The sequence below is a fragment of the Alteromonas macleodii ATCC 27126 genome (assembly GCF_000172635.2).
Lineage (GTDB): Bacteria > Pseudomonadota > Gammaproteobacteria > Enterobacterales > Alteromonadaceae > Alteromonas > Alteromonas macleodii.
Map to the genome: position 1 here is coordinate 4,070,352 of NC_018632.1, position 23,893 is coordinate 4,094,244.

The 23,893-nt window shown below is 46.4% G+C and carries 21 protein-coding genes; 4 read left to right on the plus strand and 17 right to left on the minus strand.

All coding sequences use genetic code 11. The annotated features are described in order from the left end of the window. Positions 1-4: 4 nt before the first annotated feature. Complete coding sequence (locus tag MASE_RS17360; RefSeq protein WP_014951007.1) at positions 5-937, minus strand: ABC transporter ATP-binding protein; 933 nt, start codon at positions 935-937, stop codon at positions 5-7. A 743-nt stretch (positions 938-1,680) separates the two neighbouring features. Between MASE_RS17360 and pdsR the strand changes: the two genes are divergently transcribed. From pdsR to MASE_RS17380, 4 genes are all read left to right on the plus strand, one after another. After that, positions 1,681-2,370, plus strand: a complete 690-nt coding sequence (gene pdsR, locus MASE_RS17365; RefSeq protein WP_014951008.1) for a proteobacterial dedicated sortase system response regulator — start codon at positions 1,681-1,683, stop codon at positions 2,368-2,370. Positions 2,371-2,431: 61 nt separating this feature from the next. Then, a complete protein-coding gene (gene pdsS, locus MASE_RS17370) occupies positions 2,432-4,600 on the plus strand; it encodes a proteobacterial dedicated sortase system histidine kinase (RefSeq protein WP_014951009.1) in 2,169 nt (722 codons plus the stop codon). Positions 4,601-4,827: 227 nt separating this feature from the next. Further along, a complete protein-coding gene (locus MASE_RS17375) occupies positions 4,828-5,595 on the plus strand; it encodes a methylamine utilization protein (protein WP_014951010.1) in 768 nt (255 codons plus the stop codon). Between the two features lie 95 nt (positions 5,596-5,690). Then, positions 5,691-6,824: an outer membrane beta-barrel protein gene (locus MASE_RS17380; protein ID WP_232362780.1), complete on the plus strand. Its 1,134-nt coding sequence runs from the start codon at positions 5,691-5,693 to the stop codon at positions 6,822-6,824. Between the two features lie 21 nt (positions 6,825-6,845). Here MASE_RS17380 and MASE_RS17385 read toward each other — a convergent pair whose 3' ends face one another. The 16 genes from MASE_RS17385 to MASE_RS17465 form a co-directional block, all read right to left on the minus strand. After that, positions 6,846-8,009, minus strand: a complete 1,164-nt coding sequence (locus tag MASE_RS17385; RefSeq protein WP_014951012.1) for an energy transducer TonB — start codon at positions 8,007-8,009, stop codon at positions 6,846-6,848. A gap of 65 nt (positions 8,010-8,074) precedes the next feature. After that, positions 8,075-9,154 (minus strand): CNNM domain-containing protein, encoded by a 1,080-nt coding sequence (locus tag MASE_RS17390; protein ID WP_014951013.1) that lies wholly within the window; start codon positions 9,152-9,154, stop codon positions 8,075-8,077. Positions 9,155-9,301: 147 nt separating this feature from the next. Then, positions 9,302-10,471: an SO_0444 family Cu/Zn efflux transporter gene (locus MASE_RS17395; RefSeq protein WP_014951014.1), complete on the minus strand. Its 1,170-nt coding sequence runs from the start codon at positions 10,469-10,471 to the stop codon at positions 9,302-9,304. A 271-nt stretch (positions 10,472-10,742) separates the two neighbouring features. Next, positions 10,743-12,434: a carbon starvation CstA family protein gene (locus tag MASE_RS17400; RefSeq protein WP_014951015.1), complete on the minus strand. Its 1,692-nt coding sequence runs from the start codon at positions 12,432-12,434 to the stop codon at positions 10,743-10,745. 370 nt (positions 12,435-12,804) lie between these two features. Continuing rightward, entirely contained in the window at positions 12,805-14,202 is a 1,398-nt protein-coding gene (locus tag MASE_RS17405; protein WP_014951016.1) for a flavodoxin domain-containing protein, read from the minus strand. Between the two features lie 112 nt (positions 14,203-14,314). Continuing rightward, positions 14,315-15,148: a DUF4198 domain-containing protein gene (locus tag MASE_RS17410; RefSeq protein ID WP_014951017.1), complete on the minus strand. Its 834-nt coding sequence runs from the start codon at positions 15,146-15,148 to the stop codon at positions 14,315-14,317. A 55-nt stretch (positions 15,149-15,203) separates the two neighbouring features. Next, complete coding sequence (locus MASE_RS20335; protein WP_014951018.1) at positions 15,204-16,379, minus strand: PepSY-associated TM helix domain-containing protein; 1,176 nt, start codon at positions 16,377-16,379, stop codon at positions 15,204-15,206. Positions 16,380-16,523: 144 nt separating this feature from the next. Next, positions 16,524-16,874, minus strand: coding sequence for a DUF3325 domain-containing protein (locus tag MASE_RS17425; protein ID WP_014951019.1), 351 nt, complete (start codon positions 16,872-16,874; stop codon positions 16,524-16,526). Beyond that, the gene (locus tag MASE_RS17430) at positions 16,871-18,487 is read right to left on the minus strand and encodes a PepSY-associated TM helix domain-containing protein (protein WP_041693593.1); all 1,617 of its coding nucleotides are present in this window, start codon (positions 18,485-18,487) and stop codon (positions 16,871-16,873) included. Before MASE_RS17430 ends, MASE_RS17425 begins: the two co-directional genes overlap by 4 nt. Before the next feature lies 1 nt (position 18,488). Further along, positions 18,489-18,791 carry a hypothetical protein gene (locus MASE_RS17435; protein ID WP_014951021.1) on the minus strand — a complete coding sequence of 101 codons (303 nt, stop codon included), beginning with the start codon at positions 18,789-18,791 and terminating at the stop codon, positions 18,489-18,491. Further along, a complete protein-coding gene (locus MASE_RS17440; RefSeq protein ID WP_014951022.1) occupies positions 18,788-20,161 on the minus strand; it encodes a tetratricopeptide repeat protein in 1,374 nt (457 codons plus the stop codon). Before MASE_RS17440 ends, MASE_RS17435 begins: the two co-directional genes overlap by 4 nt. A gap of 76 nt (positions 20,162-20,237) precedes the next feature. Next, entirely contained in the window at positions 20,238-20,858 is a 621-nt protein-coding gene (locus MASE_RS17445) for an energy transducer TonB (RefSeq protein ID WP_014951023.1), read from the minus strand. 18 nt (positions 20,859-20,876) lie between these two features. After that, positions 20,877-21,284 (minus strand): ExbD/TolR family protein, encoded by a 408-nt coding sequence (locus MASE_RS17450; RefSeq protein ID WP_014951024.1) that lies wholly within the window; start codon positions 21,282-21,284, stop codon positions 20,877-20,879. Between the two features lie 2 nt (positions 21,285-21,286). Beyond that, positions 21,287-21,673, minus strand: coding sequence for a MotA/TolQ/ExbB proton channel family protein (locus MASE_RS17455; RefSeq protein WP_014951025.1), 387 nt, complete (start codon positions 21,671-21,673; stop codon positions 21,287-21,289). Beyond that, positions 21,673-23,049 carry a MotA/TolQ/ExbB proton channel family protein gene (locus MASE_RS17460; protein WP_014951026.1) on the minus strand — a complete coding sequence of 459 codons (1,377 nt, stop codon included), beginning with the start codon at positions 23,047-23,049 and terminating at the stop codon, positions 21,673-21,675. The genes MASE_RS17455 and MASE_RS17460 overlap by 1 nt, the downstream gene beginning before the upstream one ends. Beyond that, positions 23,046-23,822, minus strand: coding sequence for a DUF3450 family protein (locus MASE_RS17465; RefSeq protein WP_014951027.1), 777 nt, complete (start codon positions 23,820-23,822; stop codon positions 23,046-23,048). Before MASE_RS17465 ends, MASE_RS17460 begins: the two co-directional genes overlap by 4 nt. Positions 23,823-23,893 lie beyond the last annotated feature (71 nt).

Consider the following 23,893-nt stretch of genomic DNA (forward strand, 5'->3'; position numbering starts at 1 on the left):
GGGTTTAGCCAGCTTGCTTCGCTGATTCAACTAAACGCACAAATAGCTCTTCAAGGCGATTTGATTTATTGCGCATGCTCATTACTTGAATACCCTTTTCACTTAGCTGGGTGAAAACCGGGTTCAATCCTTCCGTTTTCTCAACATCAACTTCAAGGGTATGGTCGTCAATCAAACGGTGTTCAAAGCCCGTTAGTAGGTCATCTGTCGTCGTCATGCCATCTGGAATTTTGATATCCAACACAAAGGTTTCTAGGCTTAGTTTAGACAATAAAGCTTTCATGCTGGTGTTCTCGACAATGGTGCCCTTGTTAATAATGGCGATATTGCGACACAGCATTTCTGCTTCTTCAAGATAGTGGGTAGTGAGGATAATCGTGATCCCCTGACGGTTAATCTCTTCTAAGAAACCCCACATAGAGCGGCGAATTTCAATATCTACGCCCGCGGTTGGCTCATCTAAAATAAGCAATTTCGGCTCATGCATGAGTGCTCGAGCAATCATCAGTCTTCGCTTCATACCACCCGATAGCTCACGCGCGCGGGCATCGCGTTTTTCCCACAGGTCGAGCTGAGCAAGGTATTTTTTAGCACGCTCTTTCGCAATACTGCGCGGTACGCCGTAGTAACCTGCCTGATTCAATACAATTTGCAGTACAGTTTCAAATTGGTTGAAATTGAACTCTTGTGGCACCAGACCAATGCAGGCTTTGGCTTGCTCTTTTTGCGTTGTGAGGTCATAACCAAACACCGACACACTGCCATTGGTTTGGTTTACAAGTGAACTGATAATACCAATAGTGGTAGATTTACCCGCCCCATTTGGGCCAAGTAATGCAAAGAAGTCTCCTTCTTGTACTGTAAGGTCGACGCCTTTTAGTGCCTGTACGCCACCTTTGTAGGTTTTGGTTAACCCTTTAATGTCCAACGCTTTCATGATTTGCCCGTAGTGAGAGTGTGATCACTAAGACGTATTGACCTTTGATGCAAACCAAAGGTCAGCACGCCCTAATTAACTTTAGTGAGATGCAGTTATCTGTCGCTAACAACTTACAACCAACGAAGTGTAACCTAGTTCATGCTAGTAAATGAATACACTCGCGTTTAGTGGTTGCTTTAAACAGTTTAAGCTTTCGTCTTCTAAATGAGAGCGAAAACGCCTTTTTTCAACCCCAATAAAAAAGCGCCGCGTACCGTTGGGGTAGTACGCAGCGCAAAGGGTAGCTTAATACCAGTCTGAATAGATAATTGAGACTTTTACGTAGAAGTTCAGCCTTACCGCTTCCACGGCACTGTTTTCCCCTCTCCTAGTCTTTGAAGAGGCTTCTACAGTGCAATCCGCCTCGCTTGCCTGGCACTTAAAAAAAGTAGTGCGCTAAACTCGACGGACAAATACTATTAAACCCGTTATTAATGGCAAAAAAAGCGCGTAATTGTGGAAATGTGGTGGTGATTTAGCTTACCTATAGATTTAGCACGTGAAGCTGCACGCCAAGCGTTTTATTAATCCGCGCTTGGGGACGCTTGTGTGGGGCTGCCGCCAAAGATAAAGTTCACGCTAAGCCCCTCAAATATGGCGTAAATGAGGCAGGCTTGAGGATTTTATGCCGAACTTAGGCAATAGCTGTCATTCATAGGTATAGTGTGCGCTCTATCAGAATTATATTTGCGGGTTAATGTATGCCAAAGACAATTGCATTAGTGGAAGATGACGCGGCCATTCGCGAAAATTACATTATGGCGCTTAAAGCGCAGGGCTATAGCGTGAATGCCTATGAGGACAGGCCTTCTGCTGCTGAAGCGTTTAACCACACCTTACCCGACTTAGCCATTATCGATATTGGTTTGAAAGATGAAATTGAAGGGGGCTTTATGCTGTGTCAGCAACTGCGAGGCCTATCACAAACCCTACCTATCATCTTTTTTACTGCACGAGATAACGATGTAGATACTATCAGCGGCCTTAGAATGGGCGCGGACGATTACCTGACTAAAGATATCAGCATGGCTCACCTGCTTGCGCGAATTGCAGCCTTGTTCAGGCGTACAGATTTACTTGCCGCTCCAACAGAGCAAAAAGATGAGCTAAAAGTGGGCGACTTAAAAGTAGACGTGTCCAGAATGACGGTAAGCTGGCAGAACCAGCCCGTTTTGTTAACGGTAACAGAGTTTTGGATGCTGCATGCGCTCATTAAGCGCCCTGGTCATGTGAAAAGCCGCCAACAGCTAATGGATGAGTCCAGAATGGTGGTAGACGACACCACCATTACTTCGCATATCAAACGTATGCGTAAAAAGTTTGTGCAGCTTGACCCTAACTTCGATCATATCGACACCGTGTACGGCATGGGATATCGCTGGCAGCTGTAGCGGGCTTTCGACTAAAACTGCGTTTCGTCTGATTAAAAGATAAGGGCAACCGACTAAAAACATGGGATTTCGCTTTTCAATACGCCTTCAGCTTATGGTGCTGTCGCTGTTCTTATTCACCATACCCTACTTAGGTTATAACTATGTGTGGGAGCTTGAGCAGTATCTGCGAAACGGTCAAGAACAAACCATGATTGGCACGGCACGAGCTGTTGCCACTGCCCTTCACGAGCGTCCCGCTTTATTTGATAGCCAATCAGCGTATCTTCAAGACGTGCGCCCCGGAACAGATCTTTACGCGCCACCTATCCCGTCCCCCATTCGACTGGATGGCGAACTTAACGACTGGCAGCAAGTCAGCGAGTTAATGAGTGAGTATGGCAGTGGCGAAGTTATTGAGTACTACAATGGCTACGCGGGAGAACCCACTAGCTTATCGTTTAAGCATATGGTGGGGCGCTACGGTCAATTTCTGTATGCCATGTTTGAAGTCAGTGATGACGTGCTGCTGTGGCGACAACCCAATAGTTTAAGCGTGGAGACTGGCGACCACTTACTTGTGGGCATGGAAACTCCACAGGGAGAATTAGCAAGGTATGTTGTCGCCCCTTATGAAAGTGGCTGGGTAAATGCGTACAAGCTCGCAGATAACACAACGACAACTCGGGCGGTAGAGAACGCGCTCTCTATTCAAGGCCGATGGCAAGAGACTGCCACGGGCTACAACATTGAACTGCGCTTTCCGCTATCAATGACCACAGGCGGCTTAGCATTTTCAATTGTCGATGTGGACGACAGGGCAAGTCGATTGAAGCAGTACGCGTTAGGTACGGCGAATACAAAAGAGCTCGCTGAATTAGGTACTGTTATCACTCCTTCCCCTGAAATTGAGCGCATTCTGGCAGGTTTAAAATATGCCGATTCACGGGTTTGGGTTGTAGATAAGCACAAGCGGGTACTCGCCCGCGCTGGTGACATTCAATCGGCCACTGGTATTGAAGTAGATGAAAAAGAAACCTCTTCAAATGCAATTTGGCACTGGGTTGAAAGTGAGTGGTTACTTCCACTTTATTATCAAATTCTTACACGGCCACCGGCCGACTTTATTGACGAGCTAGACGATGCTTATGCATTGGTAGGGCAGGATTTAGGCACTGCGCTGAATGGCCAACCCGATTCACTATGGCGTTTGTCACCCGATAACAAAGCCATAGTACTTTCCGCTGCCTACCCTATTTTTATTGAAGGCAACGTAATGGGGGCGGTTATTGTAGAGCAAACCACCAATGGTATTCGTACGTTGCGGAACCGGGCGTTGGAACAGCTCTTTCACGTGATTTTAGCAGTGATGACCATGGGTACTTTAGGGTTACTGCTGTTCGCTACGCGAATTTCAAACCGCATTCGCTCCCTTCGCGATAACACCGAAGCGGTGATAGATGATAATGGCAAAATCATTGGCACCCTTCCGGTTTCAAATCAGCGTGATGAAATTGGTGACTTATCCCGTTCATTTGCGGATGTGCTTTCGCGGTTACAGCAGTACAACTCCTATTTAGAAAACATGGCGTCCCGCTTGTCTCACGAACTTAGAACGCCCATTGCCGTGGTAAAATCGTCGCTGGATATGCTGACTCAGGTTAATGACGCCGACCAACAAGCCGTTTTTGTTGAAAGGGCGCAATCAGGGGTGAACCGCCTAAGCACAATATTAAACAGTATGAGTGAAGCCACCCGATTAGAGCAGGCCATTCAACAAGAAGATTTAGAACCATTCGACTTAGTTAAGGTGATATCTGGGTGTATTGCTGGTTACGAACATGCCTATAGCCATCGACGCTTTAGTTTTACCCACAATACTGATACTGCGCGCATACTTGGTTCCCCTGAACTTACGGCTCAAATGTTCGATAAAATTATCGCTAACGCCGTAGATTTCAGTGAAAAAGAAAGTGAAATCCAAGTCAGTATCACGGTTAAGGACAAGCAAGCTGAGCTAACCATTAGTAATACCGGGCCGCTTCTTCCTGAAGGAATGAGGTCTCAGTTGCTTCAGTCTATGGTGTCGGTGAGAAAAGAAAACGATGTGCAAAATGCCTCTTCACCGCACTTGGGGCTAGGGCTTTACATTGCCAACATCATAATGACCTTCCACAGAGGTCAGTTATCTTTATTCAATCGGAAGGATAGTACAGGTGTAGTCGTCAGCGCGCGCTTTCCTTTGATGTAAATGAATGAAAAAAACGTCCAACTCGGTCTATAGTTAAAGTCTAACAAACTTTGCTACATAGATAGCGAAAGCCGAGCACATACTTCATACCAGTCCGCATAGGTTATTATCTAAACGGATTGGTATTGAATAGGCTATACGTAGTCATATGCTTTCGCGTCAACAAAGGACGCATAGCGCTTTGCCTTTCTGTCTAAGGCTAAAGCCATTATAAAGAATGAATTACAATGCAAAAAAACAACACGTTATTGATTAAATCCATGTCATTTGCGCTTTCTATTTTCTTTACTTCTCATCGAAGGGCGAGCACGTTCAACATAACCAGTTTTATCACAGGTACATTCACATCGAGCGCTCTCTTACTAGCCGGCGTTACCCTTTCATGGGCACATGCCGCTGATACATCCTTATCAGCAACGCCAAGCATTTCGATATACGTTAGCGACGCCAATGGGGAGCCTGTGAAAGATATGGTGTTAACCCTAACGCCTAACTTTACGCTTGCATCAACACCACAGCGTGAAGAAGAGCCCGCCATAATGAATCAAATCGATAAACAATTTGCGCCTCACGTGCTTGTTGTTCAATCAGGCACAGATATTTCGTTTCCAAACGCAGATAATCTTTTTCATCACGTGTATTCTTTTTCGCCTACAAAACAGTTTGAGCTAAAACTCTATAAAGAGTTTACCGCTGAACCGCTTCGCTTTGAGCAAGCTGGTATTGTAGATATTGGCTGCAATATTCACGACTGGATGCTGGGCTATATTGTGGTAACCGACAGTCCATTTTTCGCAAAAACCGATGAAGAAGGCGTAATGAATGTTTCACTTCCGGTGGGCGAGTACAGTGTTATGACCTGGCACCCGCAGCAACCTGATGTGAAACTATTTAACAGCGCAACATTGCATATCACCAACTCACAAGAATACAAATTTGTTCTTGATGCAGTTTTCAGTGACGATGACTTCGACGAAGGATTTGGCGATTATTAATGCGTAATGTCTTTGCCTTAACCGTCTGTTTGCTTTGCACGAGTTTGCCACTTCAGGTTCACGGAGAAACCAAGGCCCTAGTAAGAACAAGCTTTGTGGCAAAAGATGATTCGCGGAGCTTTCAGCAAATGGGAGCCGGCCATCAGCGTTATGAAAGTAACGGTATACAGCTCTCTCATGCTGTAGTAATAGCTGACTTTATGTTAGCGGATAGTTGGTCGGCAGTTGGCGTCATCAATGGTTATAGCGATGGGGAACAAAAGGTTGGATTTTCCGAACTTTATCTAAAATATCGCCCGTTAGTCGCATCCAGCATAAAGCCTGAAGTAAAAATAGGGGCATTTTTTCCCGCACTCTCAGCGGAAAATACCGACGCGGGTTGGTTATCGCCTCATTTTCTGAGTAACTCAGCAATTAATAGTTGGGTGGGTGAAGAACTAAGAACGGGCGGTATCGAAGTAAGTCTACGACAAAATGGCAGGCAAATAAGAAGCCACTGGTCATGGAAAGTATTAGGCAGCGTGTTCAAAGGTAATGATTCCACCGGCACTCTGCTTTCTTGGCGAGGGTTTGCCCTTCACGACAGGCAGTCCGTTTATAATGATCGCGTAAACTTCCTCCCCATTCCCGGCGTCGTCGATGAAGATAAGTTAAACGCACCGGCATGGACTGAACCCTTCAGGGAAATTGACAATCGGTTTGGGTACTACGTAGGAGTTCACTTAGCCTATGCTAGAAAGGCCGAGTTGCGTTATTACTATTACGACAATAATGCAGACCCGAACATTGTTGACCCTGACCGTATTTATGCCTGGCATACGCGCTTTCATTCATTAACACTCCGATACTTACCACGACCTGAGTTAACGGTGTTTTCTCAAGTGCTACTAGGTGACACTTTGATGGGGGAGCATATCGTAGACAACGATTTTTCCAGTGCGTATATCGGTGCGGCATACAACCTAAAGCAATTGGGCTGGGAAGATTTAACTTTAGCCATGCGTGGGGACTGGTATCAGGTGGTAGATAACGATGATGTTATGTATGACCCGAATGGAAGCAGAGGTAACGCCTTTACCGTTAGCGTAAGGTACGACATTACCTCTTATTTATCCGTTAGCACAGAATGGCAATTAAATTCAGGGCATCAGGAGAATTTGCGTTTTTTCCAATCCGACGAGGACTATAGAGAGCAACTATTTCAACTGGCATTCACTGTAACTCTGTAGCGACGCGACTGTTGTTCAGTCCTACCCTTTCGCCACTTCAATTAAATCAAATTTTGTTTCGCTGTCACCTTTCACCATCACCTGACACTGTCCCCAAGAGCTTGGAATTTGCCAAACATGCGCTTCGGCAACCGTGAATTTTTCTCGATGAGTATCACAACGGACTTCAACGGTATCAAGTTCGCCTAGGATGTTGCCAAAAGCAAACTTACTTCGCACAAGAGTGTGGAACCAATTCCCATCACTTCCTATCGTTACGGGCACGGTTAAGTTTTGCTCAGATGCAATAGATTCTTCAATCTGACTAATTAGCGGCGCGATCTCGCCAATACGCGTTTCTTGCGCTTCCATGTCTTGAAGTGTGGTGTAGGATTTTAATGCTTCTGCATAATACCCACGCTGAGCATCGAGTATGATTTTTCTCTGAAGGGCGTATGCCACATAATCTTCATTAAACACCATGTTATTGAAGCGCTTACTACCGTTGCTGGCAAGTAATCGCGTTAGGCTTTGCGCTTCCCTCTCTACGTCGCCTTGTTTGCTCGCTATATGAGACTCCAAGTTTAGCAACCACGTATTTTCATAGCGGTTTAGCGTATCCCAGCCTAGAAGCTCTTTAAGTGCTTCATCAGCCGCGTCAACATCACCCGCATTAAAGCGCTCTTCTGCGTCTTTATAAGCTTTAATAAATTTGCGTGTGGCACCGCTTTTTCCGCTTATAGCGAAATCCATTTGGACTGCTTGATGACACTGCTGGGTAGGTTCGCCATCTTTGATCGCGGGGTTATACTGCCATTTCTTAACCGCTGACAGTGCACTGCGTTTGAACGAAGGGCTTCCAAAGAAGTCTTCTACAACAGGGTCTTTCACTCTGCCTTCTTCGTCGATAACGTAGCTTAGCCTAACCCAACCTTCTCGGCCTTTTCTAATGGCTTGAGATGGGTATCTAGGATCGACACGTTTCAAAGGCGTCGCTGGTGTAAATGCGCTTATGCGCTCTACTTCATCAGCTTTCGATTCAGCGAGCGCTTTTTCTTCAAGATCATCACATGGGATACTCAGTTCCTGTGCAGCTGCACTTGCCGTGAAACCTGTAGCGAGCAAAGCCGCTAAAACGAGCGACGGTTGGATTCGCTTAACAATGCCTTCCTGGGCTGAATATTCTGTTCTTACTGCTTTTTCCATAAATCCTGTTTCATATTCATCATCCTTAATAATGGCTAAACATTACGAGCGAATTAGCGCTAATTCTACTTTTTAGACGAACTCTCAAGCGACGCATCGGGTACGTTTTTGATCATCATTTGTTCTTTGCGTTTCATCATCATCTTGGCAAGCCTACGCATGCTCACCGTGGTGTCTTTTTCATCTACGATATCGACACCTAACAAGCGTTCGAGCAGGTCTTCTAGCGTAAGCACCCCTTCTAAACCGCCGTACTCGTCAACCACCAGCAACATATGCACGTGCTTATTGATGAAGTGCTCGAAGGTGACTGACAGCGGCATAGTGTTTAACACGGTAACCATATCTTTTGCGTATTCAGAAAGCGGCTTATCAGTGTTACCTCTGGCTTGTGCCACCAATAAATCAGAACGCATCACAAAGCCGGTAATGTTTTCTGAGTCGCTGTCTTCAAACACAGGGATACGAGAAAATTCTATATTGGCGTGCTTGTGGAAAAAGCCTTCTACCGTCATCGACTCCGACACTTTAAATAGCGCCGTGCGGTGGGTAATCGCATCTTTCACTTTCAGCTCGTGCAAACTTAACAAGCTTTGCAGAAACGCCGCTTCGTGATTCGCTAGCTGACCTTCTTGCCCCGACAACTCTGCCATGGCGTGTAGCTCACTGCGGCTTAACCCGCGAAGTGGGCTGTCTTCTTTAAAGCCTTTCGTCATTAGCTCAGACATTTTAACGAACGGCATAAGTACAATTGAAAGGTATTTAAGAAAATATGCGGTTACTGGCGCTAGTGTTCGCCAATAGGTTGCACCAAGTGTTTTAGGGATAATCTCAGAAAAAATAAGAATAAGGAGTGTAAGGACTGCTGAAATAACGCCTAGATAGGCGTCACCAAATACTGCTGCCGCTTGCGCACCTGCCCCGGCAGCCCCCATTGTATGAGCAATAGTGTTCAGCGTTAATATTGCTGATAAAGGCGTATTTATATTATCGGTTTGCTTACGTAGTAGCGCACCACTGGCTTTGCCCTCTTTCTCTAACACAGAGATATAAGCGGACGAAACACTCAGAATCACAGCCTCTGCAATGGAGCACAAAAAAGAAAAGCCCAGTGCAATGAAGACGTACACAATAAGTAAAAGCATGTAGTTATTCCAAGCGTCCTTGTAGGTTTAAACGCGTTTTAATTTTAATAAGTTGAACGACTATTATGGATAATAGAGCGGGATATACAAGCGCTCTATGAATATCATTTGAGCGCTTTATTATGAAAGGCATCCGCTGGGCTACTGTTAGCCGCAGCACGCCGAATGTTGCTCTTGGTTATGACGGTGTTGCTGCAGCTTTTTCAGACCCAGCCTTAACATCAACCCCGCCAATAAAATCGCGCATAGCCCATAAATCACCTGAACGTCTGCACCGTGCTCATGAACACGGCTTTGGGTTTTGATCATGGAGTCTAACGAAAGCGAAGATACTAGGTAGTTCAGTGCGTAACCAAAACCAATACTCGCAGAGATAACACTGAAAAGGTAAAGCACTAACGTTCGCGTACCCATTTCTTGTTTGATCATTCCCATCGTTGATACGTTAGTGGCGGGTCCCGCCATTAAAAACACTAAAACAGCACCGGGCGATAGCCCCGCCGCAAGAAACCCAACCGCGAGTGGCGTTGATGCTGTAGCACATATGTACATAGGAATGCCGATTAGCGCCATCACTAGCATGGCGACCACGCCATCACCCCATTGCGTTAAAAAGTCGGTGGGTACCCACGTTTTAATTGCCGCGGCAAGTGCTAATCCAATTAATAACCATATCACAATGTCTTCAAGTAACTTGCCACTGGCATATGAAAGCACGCTTGTGATTTTCGAAGGCGAAGACTCGTGTTTGGGCTTGTCTGTGCTTTCGTGGTTATGAGCATGTGTTTTTTCGCTTGCACAACAGGACGTGCTGGCCTGTATTTGCGGCTCTGATTTAGGTGCTTGCTTTGAACCACAGCACGATGACTGCGTCACGTCAGATTGTCGTTGTTGAGCCTCTTCTGCTTCTGCGAAAAAACGCACCATCAATCCAGCATAAATAGCGCTTGTAATGGCCGCGATGGGTCTAACAATGGCATACAACGGTCCAAGCAATGCGTAGGACACAGAAACACTGTCTACGCCAGTCTCGGGCGTAGACACTAAAAACGAGATAGTGGAAGATTTAGATGCACCGCTACGCCTAAGCCCAAGTGCCGCTGGGATAACGCCGCAAGAGCACAGAGGTAAAGGCGCACCAATAACCGCGGCCTTTGTAATTGAGCCAAACGATGAGCTTCCCATGTGCTTTTCCAAAAACGAAACGGGTACCAATTCGTGCATGATACCCGCCACCAGCAAACCGAGAAGTAACCAAGGCGCGGATTCAACGAAAAGTGCTAGGAAATTTTGTCCAAGTAAAATGATATCTGACACAAAGCCTCACAGGTTATTTTGTTGAAAGGTCACGTTGAAGAACGCGGCTTTTGACAACAAAAATAACGGTGTTTTAGAACGGTAAGTATAATAACAGATATGCTGTATGACAGAAAATCAGCAAAACTGATTAACCTGATTTATGCGAGTGCGTTTTGCTTTTAAAGGAAAGAAAAATGGCCAGTACAAATGCACTGGCCGAATGTTGACTGTCTCGAAAGTGTAATTTTAAACCACGAGGTCAACCATGAAAGTTTTTGTCGCTAGTGACTTATCCGTTGGCTTGCTCTTTTTTAAGCTTCGATTCCTTTTTGAGTTTTGACACCACAGAAAAAGCTTCAAGCATAACAAGCACAGACACAATAAGTACTACTGCGTCTAAGAATACCAATAGATAGTTACCTTCAACGTAGTATTCTTTAAGTTTAATAAGCCCAGCAAAGAAGGCCATAATCAGTACAAACACCATTGGAATCAGCGTATATTTCGCTGGTCGACCTAATTTAATCAGCATAACCGAGATTACTAACAGGGTTAAACTGGCTAGTATCTGGTTAGTAGAACCGAATAACGGCCAAATAATCATACCGCCACTGCCTGACGCACCACCTGCACCGAAGGCCAGCAATAAACAACATCCAACAGCTACGAGCGTTGCAACCACGCCGTTCTTAAGTGCACCAATTGAATAGATATCGCCCCATTCTTGGATTATGTAGCGCTGCAGACGCACGCCCGAATCCATGGTGGTGCCAGCAAATAGAACAACCATTACCGCAAGGATCGTTGACGAGAAATCTACCGGCAACCCCCAACCCTGCTGAATTAGGTTCGCACCACCAGTGATAAATGCACCCACGCTACCCGCACCCAAGTGGCTGTATACTTCGTGCCATTCTTCGGGAGAAGCTGCAAACGCAACGCCGCTCACAGCAACAATGGTAATAAGTGCCAGTGAACCTTCACCGACCGCGCCTAGGTAACCAACAAAGCGTGCATCGGTCTCTTTGTCTAGCTGCTTAGAGCTGGTACCTGAAGACACAATACCGTGAAAACCAGAAACAGCGCCACACGCTATAGTAACGAACAACAGCGGGATAAGACTTGGAGAATCGACAGCGGTTTGAGCGTTAAACGCTGGCGCCGTGATATCCGGCATAGCAAAGAACACAGCACCATAAAGCAGGAACAAGCCAACAAGTAACTGCATACCGTTAATGAAATCACGAGGCTGTAACAGCATCCAAACTGGTAACAGCGATGCAATAGCGGCGTAAATAAATAAGATAATGATCCAGTTTGCTTTATCTGCTAAACCAAACATGGTTTCCGGCAGACTTAGTGGGATATAGCTGCCCGCATACACCGATGCGTAAAGCACAATAATCCCCACAATACACAAGGGTATGAGGCTGAAATTACGTTTAAGCAATTGACCTATGACTAATGCAACTGCGATTGCCATCCAAGCTGGGAATACCGCATTGGGTTGGGAGACAAAAGAGTTCGCGATAACCACGCCAAATACCGCGTTAACCATTAAGAGTACTAGGAAGATCACTATCATAAATAGTGAACGAGAGCGTTTTCCGATGACGGTCTCAGACAGCGCGCCCATTGATTTGCCTTTGTGGCGAGCGCTGGCCCATAAGGCGCCCATATCGTGCACACCGGCAAACAATATCGTACCGAACACAACCCAAAGTACCGCAGGAACCCATCCCCAGTAGACAGCAATCGCTGGACCTACGATGGGTGCTGCCCCCGCCACGGAAGTGAAATGGTGCCCCCACAATACAACTTTATTGGTGGGAACATAGTCCACCCCATCTTTCATTGTATGGGCTGGTGTTACAAAACTATCATCCAACTTAAATATACGGCTCGCAATAAACTTCGAATATACGAACCAGCCGAGCAACATTCCGATGATGCCCAGTATAACAATGGCAATAGACTGCATACTGTCGTCCTAATTTGTTTTATCGACAGGCCCTAGGGCCTATTGTTCTTTGGTGTACGAATTTTGGTTTAAACGTACAACAAAGGTCAGCAGCCTCTAGCCTGTTGATTTTCTTATTTTCAGTTCAAACATTACACCAATTATCGGTGGCGAAAGGTCATACCTGAATAAGAAAACACCTATTTAAGGTATGCCCAACGTACTGTTGCGCATATTTAAACATGCGACAAGGCAAGGGCCTGACACATTAGACTAAAGTCTAACTTAAAGTTTGGGATTTAGCTGTAAGGCTTTTGAGGTTTATTAGCGATGATTCAGCGGTGAAACAGGAAAGCGCAAAACAGACATTTATTGCCTGCTGTTCTCCACATTAGTATAGGTCGCGGTGATAACGTCCTTCGTCAGCTAACGCATTGTAGGCTTGCGCTTCAAGTATGGACTGCAAAGCCATGTCAACGCCTTGGCCCATTCCCTCAAAATGCCCACATACGTATACTTGTCCGGTATCGCCTAAGAAGGATTTAACCTCATCTCGCTGCTCAACAAGACGCTGTTGAACATAGCCACCACCTTTTTGTCGGGAGAAAATCACTGACTTTTTAAAAATGCAGTCACTATTCTGGAAAGGCGATAGCGTTTTATCAAGCACATCATCTTGCATGGGATGACGTTCGCCAAAAAATATCCAAACTGGCCCAGCGTTCTCAAGCAATGCGCGTTTTGCAAGCTGAGCTCGTACCCCCGCAATGCCGCTACCCGCAGCAATTAATAACAATGGGCACTGAGTATTAGTAATAATAGCGCTGGTATTTTTCCGAATGTAGGCCTGTACTGACTGAGATACAGGTAAAGAACGGGTAAGTAATCCAGAACCTAGCCCAAGTTGTCCATTGTCTTTAACCAGCTGTCGAACTACAAGCTTTACGTCGTGTTCTTGTGGTACCGACGCAATGGTGTAGCTTCGGCTTACAATCGGTGACTGCCCTTGCTGAGGAATAAGGACTTCCAACACGTCTCCCGCTTCCCATTGTTCATGTAACTCTTGTGTATGATTAGAATGGTCAACGTTCAAAGACAAGCCGAACAGGCCTGGCGACGCTGGGTTTGAAGGTTTGCCCTCAGAGTGGTCAGAGGGTTCCTTTGAAGCCTCGCCAGAAGCTAGACTTATTTCATTTAATTGAACCCGATTTTTCAGTGTGAAAGCATGGGTGGGGTGCTGTTCATCCTGTGGCAACGAACCAAGCAAAGACAAATGCTCACCTTTCCCTGAATCTAATGTCGTTAGCGGAGAAAGCGCACGTGCGCCTAGTGCACTGATATTATCAAACAACGTGACTGCGAATTGGCAAAACGCGGCGTATTGCTTATCGCCTAACCCCACCACTTCAAAAGACAGGTGGGACAGGTAATCAGATTGATTCGACGACGCTTTTTTTAGCGCTTTACTAAAGGTTCTACCCGCATCAGGGGGTTCGCCTTCACCGTAGGTACTCACAACAAAAATGACTTTCGACACACTACTTAACGTGTTGAGTTTCAAAGATGCCATGGACACTACCGACGTTTGCTCTTGCTGTGATAGCGCCGCGGCCTTTGCGCGGGCAATTTTTTCGGCCGTACCGGTTTGGCTTGCGTATACGACAAGGGTCTCCTCGCCTGATACTGCATAGTTGTTTTTCTTTCGATGTTTAAAAAATAACACCGCTACCCACAGCATATACAGGCCAATGCTTACTATTGCTATGAGTAGACGGTGTGTTTCTGTCATGTGCTTAACTTTTATACCGTTGTATTGAAATGGCTAGAGACATAAGAGGCTGTTGCTCTGTGAGTATTCAAAGAACGTTTACAGCCCCTAGCTGCGCAATAACGTACGGTTATTACAGCGGAAGTACTTCAAATGTGCCTGAGTAGCTACCGTTACGAGACGTTGCAGGCTTTTGCGCTTTATCGTCTTCATAGCCAATTTCTACAAAGTACATACCGGCTTGCGGCCATGTAATTTCAATCTGACCATTTTTGTCAGACGTGACTTTAATCGTTTCCTGATCATTTCTGTAGCGCATACCACCGCGCACAACTTCCACCTCGGCGCCAACCGCAGGCTCACCGTCAATAAGTAACTTGAACGTTGCCGTTTCGGTGGCGAATAAATCATTAGGGTGAGTCACTGGCACTAGCTCCAAACCCACGTTATCAGGCGTGAACACCTTGTTCGATGGCGCACCAAGAGTAACAAACGTTTCTACGCGGCGAGAGCTTTGCATTACGCGAAGATCTTTTGCTTTCTTAGGCACGGCTGTTGCGAACTCTTCCGGCTTATATTCTTCACCACGGCCGGGCCACATCTTGCGCTTGCCTTCTTCATCTCGCCAAAATGCGCGAATACCATTGCTGGCAGACGTCAGTTTGTATGTACCTTCTTTGTTTAATTTCAAATCAAACGTGGTTCGGTACTTACCGCGTGCCATATTTTCTACGTCTACGGCTTCACCTTCTGGCGATTGAACCACTAAGTTACTGGCGTTCATTGCAAAGTGGTCAGGGTGAAAAATAGTATTTGAAATAGCAGCATCAAACGTCACGTAAGCTTCTTCACCTGATAGTACGGTAGAGCTAGGAAGTAACCACGCGCGATGCGCACTGGCTGAAAATGACACGGCAAGTGTTGCTGCTAGCGCAATGGCTGAAGCTTTTACTGATAGTTTTTTCATAATGTCCTCTTATTGGATCTCTACTGAGTGAGCGTTGAATTAGCGCCTCAGCAGATTAGTCTTCCAGACGCAGTACTACACGCCCAAGTTCTGAATTTCCTTTCACCTCTACCGGTAGTGACGCAGCAGATAGCGGTAATGAAAATGGCAGAGACAGTACTTCTCTTCCGCCTACTTCTCGTGATGCCTCAACGCGAAGCGTGTAATCGCCCTCTGGCAGTTCTGCTAACGCTTTATTTAGCTGCGAATCAAGACTGTAATCGCCTGGGCCTTTTGTTGCACTGGTAAGTCCGTCATAAGGCAAATCAAGGCTTCGCCCACCACGACGCCACCATTGGCGCAAGTCTTTAAGCCACTCTTTCCCTTTGTCTTCACGCATTTCAACGTCGTACCATACGGCGACTTGAGTAGCCTTGCGTTTACTGTCTTCAATCCACACGGCAAGATAAGGTTTGTGATATTCAGCCACATCAAGTTGCGGTAAGGCCACGTCAAGTTTGGCTTGGCTTGCAGCGTGAATAGCGCCAGAGGCAAATGTCATACTTAATAAAGTCGATGCGATAACTGCGCCTTTTCGCATTTTCATGTAAACACTCCTTAAAATTGTGTAGGTAAGTGCCACTAGCGTCGCGCTAGTGCACAAACAGTAAAATAATGACAAACGGGATGAGCACACCGAGCGTAGTAATGGGCCAAGTAGACGCGCGTGTTTCGAGTGACGCATTAATAGTTGCAGCCCAGTTACGCTAAAAATAATGCAGGCAACAGCGAAGATATCGATAAACCAGCGCCAGGCATTTCCCGTGTTCCGCCCTTTATGCAGGTCATTGAAATAAGATATCCATCCTCTATCAACGTTTTCATAAGTTACTGTGCCAAGTTCAGCATCTACTGCTATCCAACTGTCAGCACCGGGTCCAGGCCAAGCGGCATAAAATTCAATACCATCCCACTCTCCCGTCACCGATGAAGGTAGTGAAATACCCTCTTGCGACTGCATAAACGCGACGAGTTCGCTTGGAATGGCTATGTCACCGGTGTCCAGAGAAACCAATTGTTCGACAACCAACGGTGGTAGGCTTGATTCAGCTGACGTTACAGTTCTGTTCGCTGGAATGTCTGCAGCGTGATTTAGCGTAATCCCCGTTAGGGCAAATAACATCATCCCGACCAGACAGACTGCGCCACTAATCCAGTGCCATTGGCGGATGCCGCCTAAAGAAAAACTCATAATTTCGTTGCTAACTCTCTGTACTACTCGGTGATATTGATTAATTCAACGGGCTAGATAATACAGATATTTCCACCCTTTTCAATGTAAATGAGATTTATTCTCATTATTGTATTTTTTGCTCAACAACCTTTAAGTATTGCTTCACTTTTCGCGTAAACGAGGCCCCCAAAAAGCGACAAGCAATAGGTAATTACACACCACGGTGTAAAGGGTAGGTAAATAGGTAAACGTTGCTGAAACCATCACGCTTGCAAGCTGTAAAAGCCCTATCCATACCACCACGCCAATTTCGGTCTTCCACACGTCTATGCAGTTCATGAGGCTTATTGCCATAAGCAAATACGCTAAACTATGAAGTACAATTAAAAGTAGTGGTGAAGGTGTGCTGGTTAGTCGAGTGATACCGGCATGCTTCTTGTTGCCAAGCGAGAGTAGTAAGAAACTCAAATAAGTAAGCACAAATGCGAACACCACATCCAGAATGATACTCATATTAATGCCTCGCTGTTGTCACCTTGCGGCTTATTTTGGCGAGCTGTGTCTTTTCGCTTTGGTGAAGGTGCGCTGTTTACCCGTTTTGCTTTCACGGCTTTGGCTTTTGTGACGTGGTAAGCAGCATAGCCAAGTACTGCCGCAAGTGTTATGCACATAAGGTCAAAACCCACTCTCAGGCTATCACCATTTGCAACCGCGAAATCTAAGCCTGTTGCTGAGGTGAGGTGGTCAAGCAAAGGGACAAGCGCAAACAACACTGCTGCAAAGCCAAGTTGAACTACCCACCCTTTTTTGTCTCGCCAAATAAACCCTGCAACCACACATACCAGCCATATTGCGAAAAACACCTTAATTTCCCATAAGCTTCGAGACGTTAGATCAGCAGGAAGTAGTCTATTTACCCAAAAGTAGCCACCGGTCGCACACATTAATCCTGCAATGCTGCCTATATTACTGCCTCTGACCAATTCAAAACCAAACTCTCCAAGCTGCTGCTTTGCCCGTTTCACTACCCACAAAACAGAGCCCGTTCCCACCATAATGGTACCCAGAATACCGGCAAAAAATAGTAACCAGCGAGTAAGGGTATCGGCGAAGCGCGCTTGATGTAGCATATCCAAATAGTTATACGTCGCCTGGCTGGCGTTAGCGGCTACTGAGGCTGGGCGCTCGTTAATGACTTCGCCTTGTGCGTTAAATACCAGCGCACTACTTCCTCCACGCCCCGCACTTAACTGCGTTCTGTTGTTCCCACTTAGCGTAAACTGAGCGTTAGCTTTACCCGGGTGAGTAATAGATAGGCTTTCAACCGGCACCTGCCATGTGCGCTCAGCGTGAGCAATCATCGAAGAGATGGGTAAGGCCAATAAGGCATTAATGTCTGGTGAAGCTAGATTTTGCTGCTGCGCATTCTGGCGTACTTCTGTACCTTGAGGACGGTGCCGCACGCGCTCCTCGCTGTTAAAAGGCAATAGCGTGGCGCCTAATAGAATCAAACCAGAAAAGGTGATCATGATATGAAATGGTAGTGCTAATACCGCACTTATGGCGTGCCCATCTATCCAGCTCAGCAGCTTCTTCTTTGGCCTGAACATAAAGAAATCGGCAAAGATTTTTCTGTGCATGATGACGCCGCTGATAATAGCAACAAACATCATCATACTGACTACGCCTACTATCCAGCGTCCAACGGTTCTGTCTATGCCGTATAACTCGAAATGAAAACGATAAAGGAAGTTGCCACCGGCCGTTTCCCTTACTTTTATCTCTTCACCCGTGGACGGGTTCAACATGACCCGTGGACCTCGACGACGCTCGTTACCTGCATTAGCGTCGCGCCACGACAAGTCGAGTGTATTCGAGCGCGCATCTGGTAGTGAGAGTTGCCATTCACTTGCATTGGGCGCATTGATCGCAAGATAACGTAAACCGTGCTCTAGCGCCTTTTCGCTGGGTACTGCGGCGTGTTGTTCTGGCTGCATCCAATAGGTTATTTCGGTTCTAAAAAACGACAGCGTACCGGTAAAAAAAATCGTAAAGAGTAACCAACCAACAAGTATCGAGCTCCAAGTATGAAGCCACGTCATAGACTTTCTAACATTCCCTTTCATGCTAAAGCCCTGTACTGATTGAATAAAGACATAAGGCTAACGCAGAGAGCGCTGTCATTACGATGGACGCCTTTTTCGTCGTATCAAAGATGAACGTAAAAAGGATGAAGGTGCAGTAAACACAAAAGAACAGCATTCTTACCAGCACTTCGTGCTCTCGTCCGTCAGCCCCTATAAAATTGGCGATAGCACTGCTTAGCCACGCTGAAAAAGCGTAGCCCAGTGCCACAGCAATCAGCGTTCTAAGTGCGACATCCAATCGTTCACGATTTATGGCGACGCGGTTTACCGTTTGGCTTTTCATATTGTGTTCTTCACCAGGTTTTCTAGTGACTGGATATTGCCAAGTAAATCAGAACGGGATGGGTACGATTTATAGACTTGTCGTAAAAGCGTAAGTGCATCTTGGTACTGACGCTGATCTATGGCAATTTGCGCACGCCCGAGCATGGCGCGCTGTTTAACGTCGGCGAGTGACTCAGCTCGTAGATAGGTCATTTTGGCACGTTCGACGTTGTTCTGTTGACGATAAAGTGAAGCAAGAGACAACAGCGCCTCACCATTGTCAGGGGCGTCAGCAATGGCTTTGGTTAAAAGGGAAATTGCCGTTTTGCTCTGCCCTTTGCCCATAGCCAACTGAGCTTTAAGTACATTAAGCGTAGCTGCTTGAGAGGTCGTGAGCTTTTTCACATTGTTGTCGGCAGCTTGCGTTAATTTACCTAAATCAGACCACTGCTCATTAGCCGCTAAGTAAGCCGCTATTTTGGAGTAAGCGTCAAAGCCTTCCCCATCTTTGTCGGTAATGAAAGTCTTCGCATGGGTAGCCAGTATGTCTGCTGCGCGCCGCGGACTGCCGTCAGAAACGTGCAATTTAGCCACTGAAATCAAGTTCGACAGCGAGCGGTCACCTAAAGAAAGGGCAGTCTCTAAGCTGCTCAGCGCCTTTACCATGTCACCCTGCTTTAACGCTATTTGTCCCCGTTGGAGCCAAAGCTGCTGATTACTTTCATCATCTACCAACATTTCGCTTAGCAAGCTTTCCGCCTGTGCAAGTGCATTACTTTCAATAAGCGCGAACAATAAGCCTTGATACCATTGCTTGTTTTCAGGTTCGAGCATTAACGCATTTTGATAAGCACCAATAGCGGTGACAGGTTTGCCAAGCTGAACATTGGTATAGGCTAGCTGCCCGAAAAGTTGGGCATCTTGAATACCTAGCTCTACGCTTTTCGTTAAATGAGTGCGTGCTTTGGCCAATTTATCTGTCATTAAATACGCCATGCTCAAACTTCTGTGCGCCGATGGAAGGTTTGGCATAGCATCGATAACGTCTAACAGCACTTTTTCGGCAAGTGAGTAGTTTTTCTCATTCAATAGCACTTGTCCGTAAAGCTCACGCAAGCGTGGACTAAACTGAGAAATATCCTGGGTTGCAAATGCGCTGGCAACGTTTGAATAATTGCCTGCTTGCAAGTCGGCCTGAATGCGCCCGATAAACTCACCTTCTTCACGGGATATACGTTCACGATGATCATCTCTATGATGCTGACGCATGACAAACTGCCAATCGGGTTCTTCCAATTCCACCGTTATTTTCGCACTTACTGGCTTAACAAAAGCCAGCGCGCTCACTACACAGCTGAGGACAGTTACGGCTGTAATCTTGTTTAACATTGTCTCAATCAACCTCTAAATTCTTTAGCTTCTATTTCGCTTTATTGCGCTAAACTAGGCCTTTAATAGGCTTCTATTAGGCCTCTATAACTACGGGCCAAATAAAACGCGCCTTCACCGCTTCATCCTCTTTGTAGGGCGATGTAAATTTGCTGGCTTTAACAAAACGCATTATTTCTTTATTGAGCTCGTGATGCGGGTTCTCGACAATATCCATCAGCTTTACGTTGCCGTGTTCGTCAATAATGACGTCGAGCTTTACAATCACCCGCTTGATACCTTGCTTTTTAAGTCGCTTGGGGAAACGTATTTTGACCGGAGTCAGCAAGGTAGGCTTTGAATCCAGTTCGCTTAGCCCAAAGGCGTCCAATTCAATATCAGGCATATCCCATTGGGTTTGAATCACTTTGACATTTGGCATGTCGGGCTTTGGCACTTGAATATCTGGCTCAACACTTAAATCCGCCATGGTCATGGCTGCGCCACTGCCCTCTACCTGCATAACAAGTTCAGTCTCTTCCACTACATTTTGCGTTTTAGGGGGCGGCGGCGGTGGAGGTGTTACCGCAATGTCTAACTTGCGCACAACCATAGTGTCGGGCTGCAGATTAGACAAAAAGTGCCCTAGCCACATAACGCCAAGCGCACTAACGAGCACCGCACCGCTAAGTAGAGAAGGTTGAAGATTGTATTTCATTGAATTTTGCCTCGTTCGCTATGGCTTCAAAGTGGCGATGTTTACCGTGTCGGCACCCGCCAGTTTGGCTTCATCTATGACTTCTACCAGTAATTCAGAGCGAACGGCTTTATCTACCTGAATGACTACTGGGCGTTGTTCTTTCATCAACAATTGCTCAACGGTAGAACGCACACCGCTCACACCGATATTGGCACTGTCATACACCACTTCACCGGTTCGGGTAATTGCCAGCATAATGGCCATTTGATCGAGCTTTTGTGCTGATATTGCCTGTGGTTTATCTACCTCTACCCCAGTCTCTTTTACAAACACTGTTGAAACGATAAAGAAAATTAAAAGTATAAAAACCACGTCTAGTAGCGGAGACATATCAATGCCTTGCGCTTGCTGGTTTTCAAGGCGTCGCTGTAATCGACTTGCCATGTTTACGCCTCCCTTGCTACGGCGCGCTTTACCGCACCATTAACAAACATCAACAAAAGCCAGCCAGGAATAGCCAAGGTTAAGCCAAGCTGAGTGGTAAAAAGTGCATCGGCAATGCCACCAGTGACGACTTGACTATCGACACCTAACGACATCATTCCGGTGAAACTCACTTGTAGGCCTGCAATTGTTCCTAGCAGGCCCATCAAGGGAAGGGCACTAACCAGTACGGCAGGTACCATTTCTCGCTTTGTTAGCTCTTTCTCTCCATCACGCACTTGGGCTATCTCTTTGCGTGTAGTAAACAACACAAAGATTTGCTGGTAAGCAAACCATGCCACCAGCAGCATTAACCAACACAATGCATTCCCCGCTAGCTGTTCAATCATTAGCTTGCGCTCGCTTGCTTTTGACCATCACTCTTTTGGTCGCTTTTCTCAGCAACGTCAGGCTCGTCATTGCTAAGTACAAGCGCGAAACTTTCGAGCTCTTCGTAGTAATGTCGCGCTTTGCGAGAGAGTACGGCATTTAGAATTAATGCCGGTATGGCCACAACTAAGCCTAACTCTGTCGTAACCAAGGCTTTAGCGATCCCGCCAGAAATAACTTCGGGGTCGCTTGAGCCAAATGCCGTCATCATTCTAAAGGTTTCAATCATGCCGCTTACCGTACCTAGAAGACCTAGCAAGGGTGCAACGGCAGCAGTTACAGCAATGGTGCCGTTGTATTTTTCTAGCTTGATTTTGTCTTGCTGGAGTGCAGAAAACAGTTCGTCGTCGCGTTCAGTTGGCGTGCTTGCACGCTTAGTTATGTCATACAGCTCGCGCTGCATGCCATCAAAGAAGCCCACACCTGAACTGCCCACCATGTTCACCAGAGCTTTGCCTGATGCTACTTGCTTAACCTTCGGCAAGCGCCATAGCTGAATAACTTTAAACAGTGCGATAAGCGTAGCGAGAAGGGCAAACAAAACGATAGGGATCACCCACACTCCGCCTTTCACAACATGTTCAATTACCCCTTCTGACGCTTGCTCGCGCGTTGCTGCGCGGCCAAGGGTAGGATCTATTTTAATGCTGCCATTGCCGCTGCTTGCCAAGCTTGCAAGGCTCTTGGTATCCGTATCTGAAAAAGTGGACGTAGAGGTAAACAGGTCTTGCTTACGCTCTGCCGTACCCGCAACGTTTTGTGCTTGCGCCAGATACCACGTCACCGGGCCAAGAGTAAGCACTTTTGCTTGGGTCACTTCGCCATTCGCCAGTACAACCTTTCCTGCACTGAAATTAGGGGTTTGTTGATTGGCAAACTCTTTCGCTTTTTCACCCACTTTCTGGACTTTGTCAGACAAGCTCATTTCGCTTAATGACAGACTGTCTACACCAGTTTGAAGCAGGAAACGGCTCAACAAATTTTGTTGGAACTCTTGTTGCTCGCTCCAGCTCGATAGGCGATTTTCTAACTGTGAAAGACTAAGGGTTCTTTCGTCCATTTTACGGCGGGCTATCGTGGTTTCATTGCGTAGTTTCATTACCTGCTGTTCAAGCGCACGCAATTCATTAGCCAGCGCTACCCGCTCTTTACTAATTTTGCTTTCGGTGCGATCCAGACGCGCTTTCGCCTCTTTAATATTGGCCAGCATGCTATCTTCAGGCGCTGCCACTGCCGGTACACAAACCACAGCAGCACACAAAGCAACACATGCTGCGATGAGAGAGGATCTCAACATTGGATTAAATGCTGTGAGAACGTGAGATAAGCATTTCATTCGCTTTCTCCTTTAGCCAGCGTAAGTGGTAAAGAAACAAAATCAGGTTCATGCTTTTTCTCAAAAATAGCGACGGCAAGCGCTACCGATTCGCTATCGACATTGTCACTAAATTGCCACTGCCACTCGCCATTTTTAACGTGACCGGCCCCCTGATATTGACCATCGGCGTTGGTAAACCACGCATAGCTGCTGCCAACAAAGAACTGCTTAACTAATACATCTTTGTCATCGGGAGCACGCATTACGGTTTCGTTAACCAGAAGTTTGCTATTGAATTGCGCAAGGGATGAAAGTTTTGCAAGGGTGACCTGAAGCTTATTTGACGTGTCGGCGTCAGCCGCTAATTCGGCTTGCTCTTTATCCCACGTCTGGCGAATAATTTCAGGCAGCGACGAGTAAAGGCTGTCTACTTGACCTATTACTCCAGTCAATGCACGCTCTACCCCACCCTGTTGTGCTTCAAGCTCACTTTGCTCAGAAAGCAGTGCTTCTCGCTGGGCTTCTACGTCGGTGGTTGCAGCCTTACTTTCGTCAATCATACTCTGCAGCTGAGTACGTTCAGCTTTAAGCAGTTGAATACGCTGACGCAATGCAGGCTCTGATTCACGCCACTCGTTTTCTAGCTTTTGCGTCTGGCGCTCAATGCTAATCCACTTTTCAGTGAGCCCGTCGATATCGCTGGCTTTTGTTGCTGCCATCACAATACCTGATGAGGCCACGGCAAGTGATACCAGTACAAAAGAAAGCGCTGCACTTCTTTTAACTTTCATTCAAATCCCTTACATCTCTTGGCTGAATTAATGAGATTGCCGGCACGTCGATATCGCTATCGAGGCCGGCA

Coding starts and splice junctions, on each gene's coding strand:
- MASE_RS17360 (WP_014951007.1), bottom strand. CDS start 937: ATGAAAGCGTTGGACATTAAAGGGTTAACCAAAACCTACAAAGGTGGC.
- pdsR (WP_014951008.1), top strand. CDS start 1,681: ATGCCAAAGACAATTGCATTAGTGGAAGATGACGCGGCCATTCGCGAA.
- pdsS (WP_014951009.1), top strand. CDS start 2,432: ATGGGATTTCGCTTTTCAATACGCCTTCAGCTTATGGTGCTGTCGCTG.
- MASE_RS17375 (WP_014951010.1), top strand. CDS start 4,828: ATGCAAAAAAACAACACGTTATTGATTAAATCCATGTCATTTGCGCTT.
- MASE_RS17385 (WP_014951012.1), bottom strand. CDS start 8,009: ATGGAAAAAGCAGTAAGAACAGAATATTCAGCCCAGGAAGGCATTGTT.
- MASE_RS17390 (WP_014951013.1), bottom strand. CDS start 9,154: ATGCTTTTACTTATTGTGTACGTCTTCATTGCACTGGGCTTTTCTTTT.
- MASE_RS17400 (WP_014951015.1), bottom strand. CDS start 12,434: ATGCAGTCTATTGCCATTGTTATACTGGGCATCATCGGAATGTTGCTC.
- MASE_RS17405 (WP_014951016.1), bottom strand. CDS start 14,202: ATGACAGAAACACACCGTCTACTCATAGCAATAGTAAGCATTGGCCTG.
- MASE_RS17410 (WP_014951017.1), bottom strand. CDS start 15,148: ATGAAAAAACTATCAGTAAAAGCTTCAGCCATTGCGCTAGCAGCAACA.
- MASE_RS20335 (WP_014951018.1), bottom strand. CDS start 16,379: ATGAGTTTTTCTTTAGGCGGCATCCGCCAATGGCACTGGATTAGTGGC.
- MASE_RS17425 (WP_014951019.1), bottom strand. CDS start 16,874: ATGAGTATCATTCTGGATGTGGTGTTCGCATTTGTGCTTACTTATTTG.
- MASE_RS17430 (WP_041693593.1), bottom strand. CDS start 18,487: ATGAAAGGGAATGTTAGAAAGTCTATGACGTGGCTTCATACTTGGAGC.
- MASE_RS17435 (WP_014951021.1), bottom strand. CDS start 18,791: ATGAAAAGCCAAACGGTAAACCGCGTCGCCATAAATCGTGAACGATTG.
- MASE_RS17440 (WP_014951022.1), bottom strand. CDS start 20,161: ATGTTAAACAAGATTACAGCCGTAACTGTCCTCAGCTGTGTAGTGAGC.
- MASE_RS17445 (WP_014951023.1), bottom strand. CDS start 20,858: ATGAAATACAATCTTCAACCTTCTCTACTTAGCGGTGCGGTGCTCGTT.
- MASE_RS17450 (WP_014951024.1), bottom strand. CDS start 21,284: ATGGCAAGTCGATTACAGCGACGCCTTGAAAACCAGCAAGCGCAAGGC.
- MASE_RS17455 (WP_014951025.1), bottom strand. CDS start 21,673: ATGATTGAACAGCTAGCGGGGAATGCATTGTGTTGGTTAATGCTGCTG.
- MASE_RS17460 (WP_014951026.1), bottom strand. CDS start 23,049: ATGAAATGCTTATCTCACGTTCTCACAGCATTTAATCCAATGTTGAGA.
- MASE_RS17465 (WP_014951027.1), bottom strand. CDS start 23,822: ATGAAAGTTAAAAGAAGTGCAGCGCTTTCTTTTGTACTGGTATCACTT.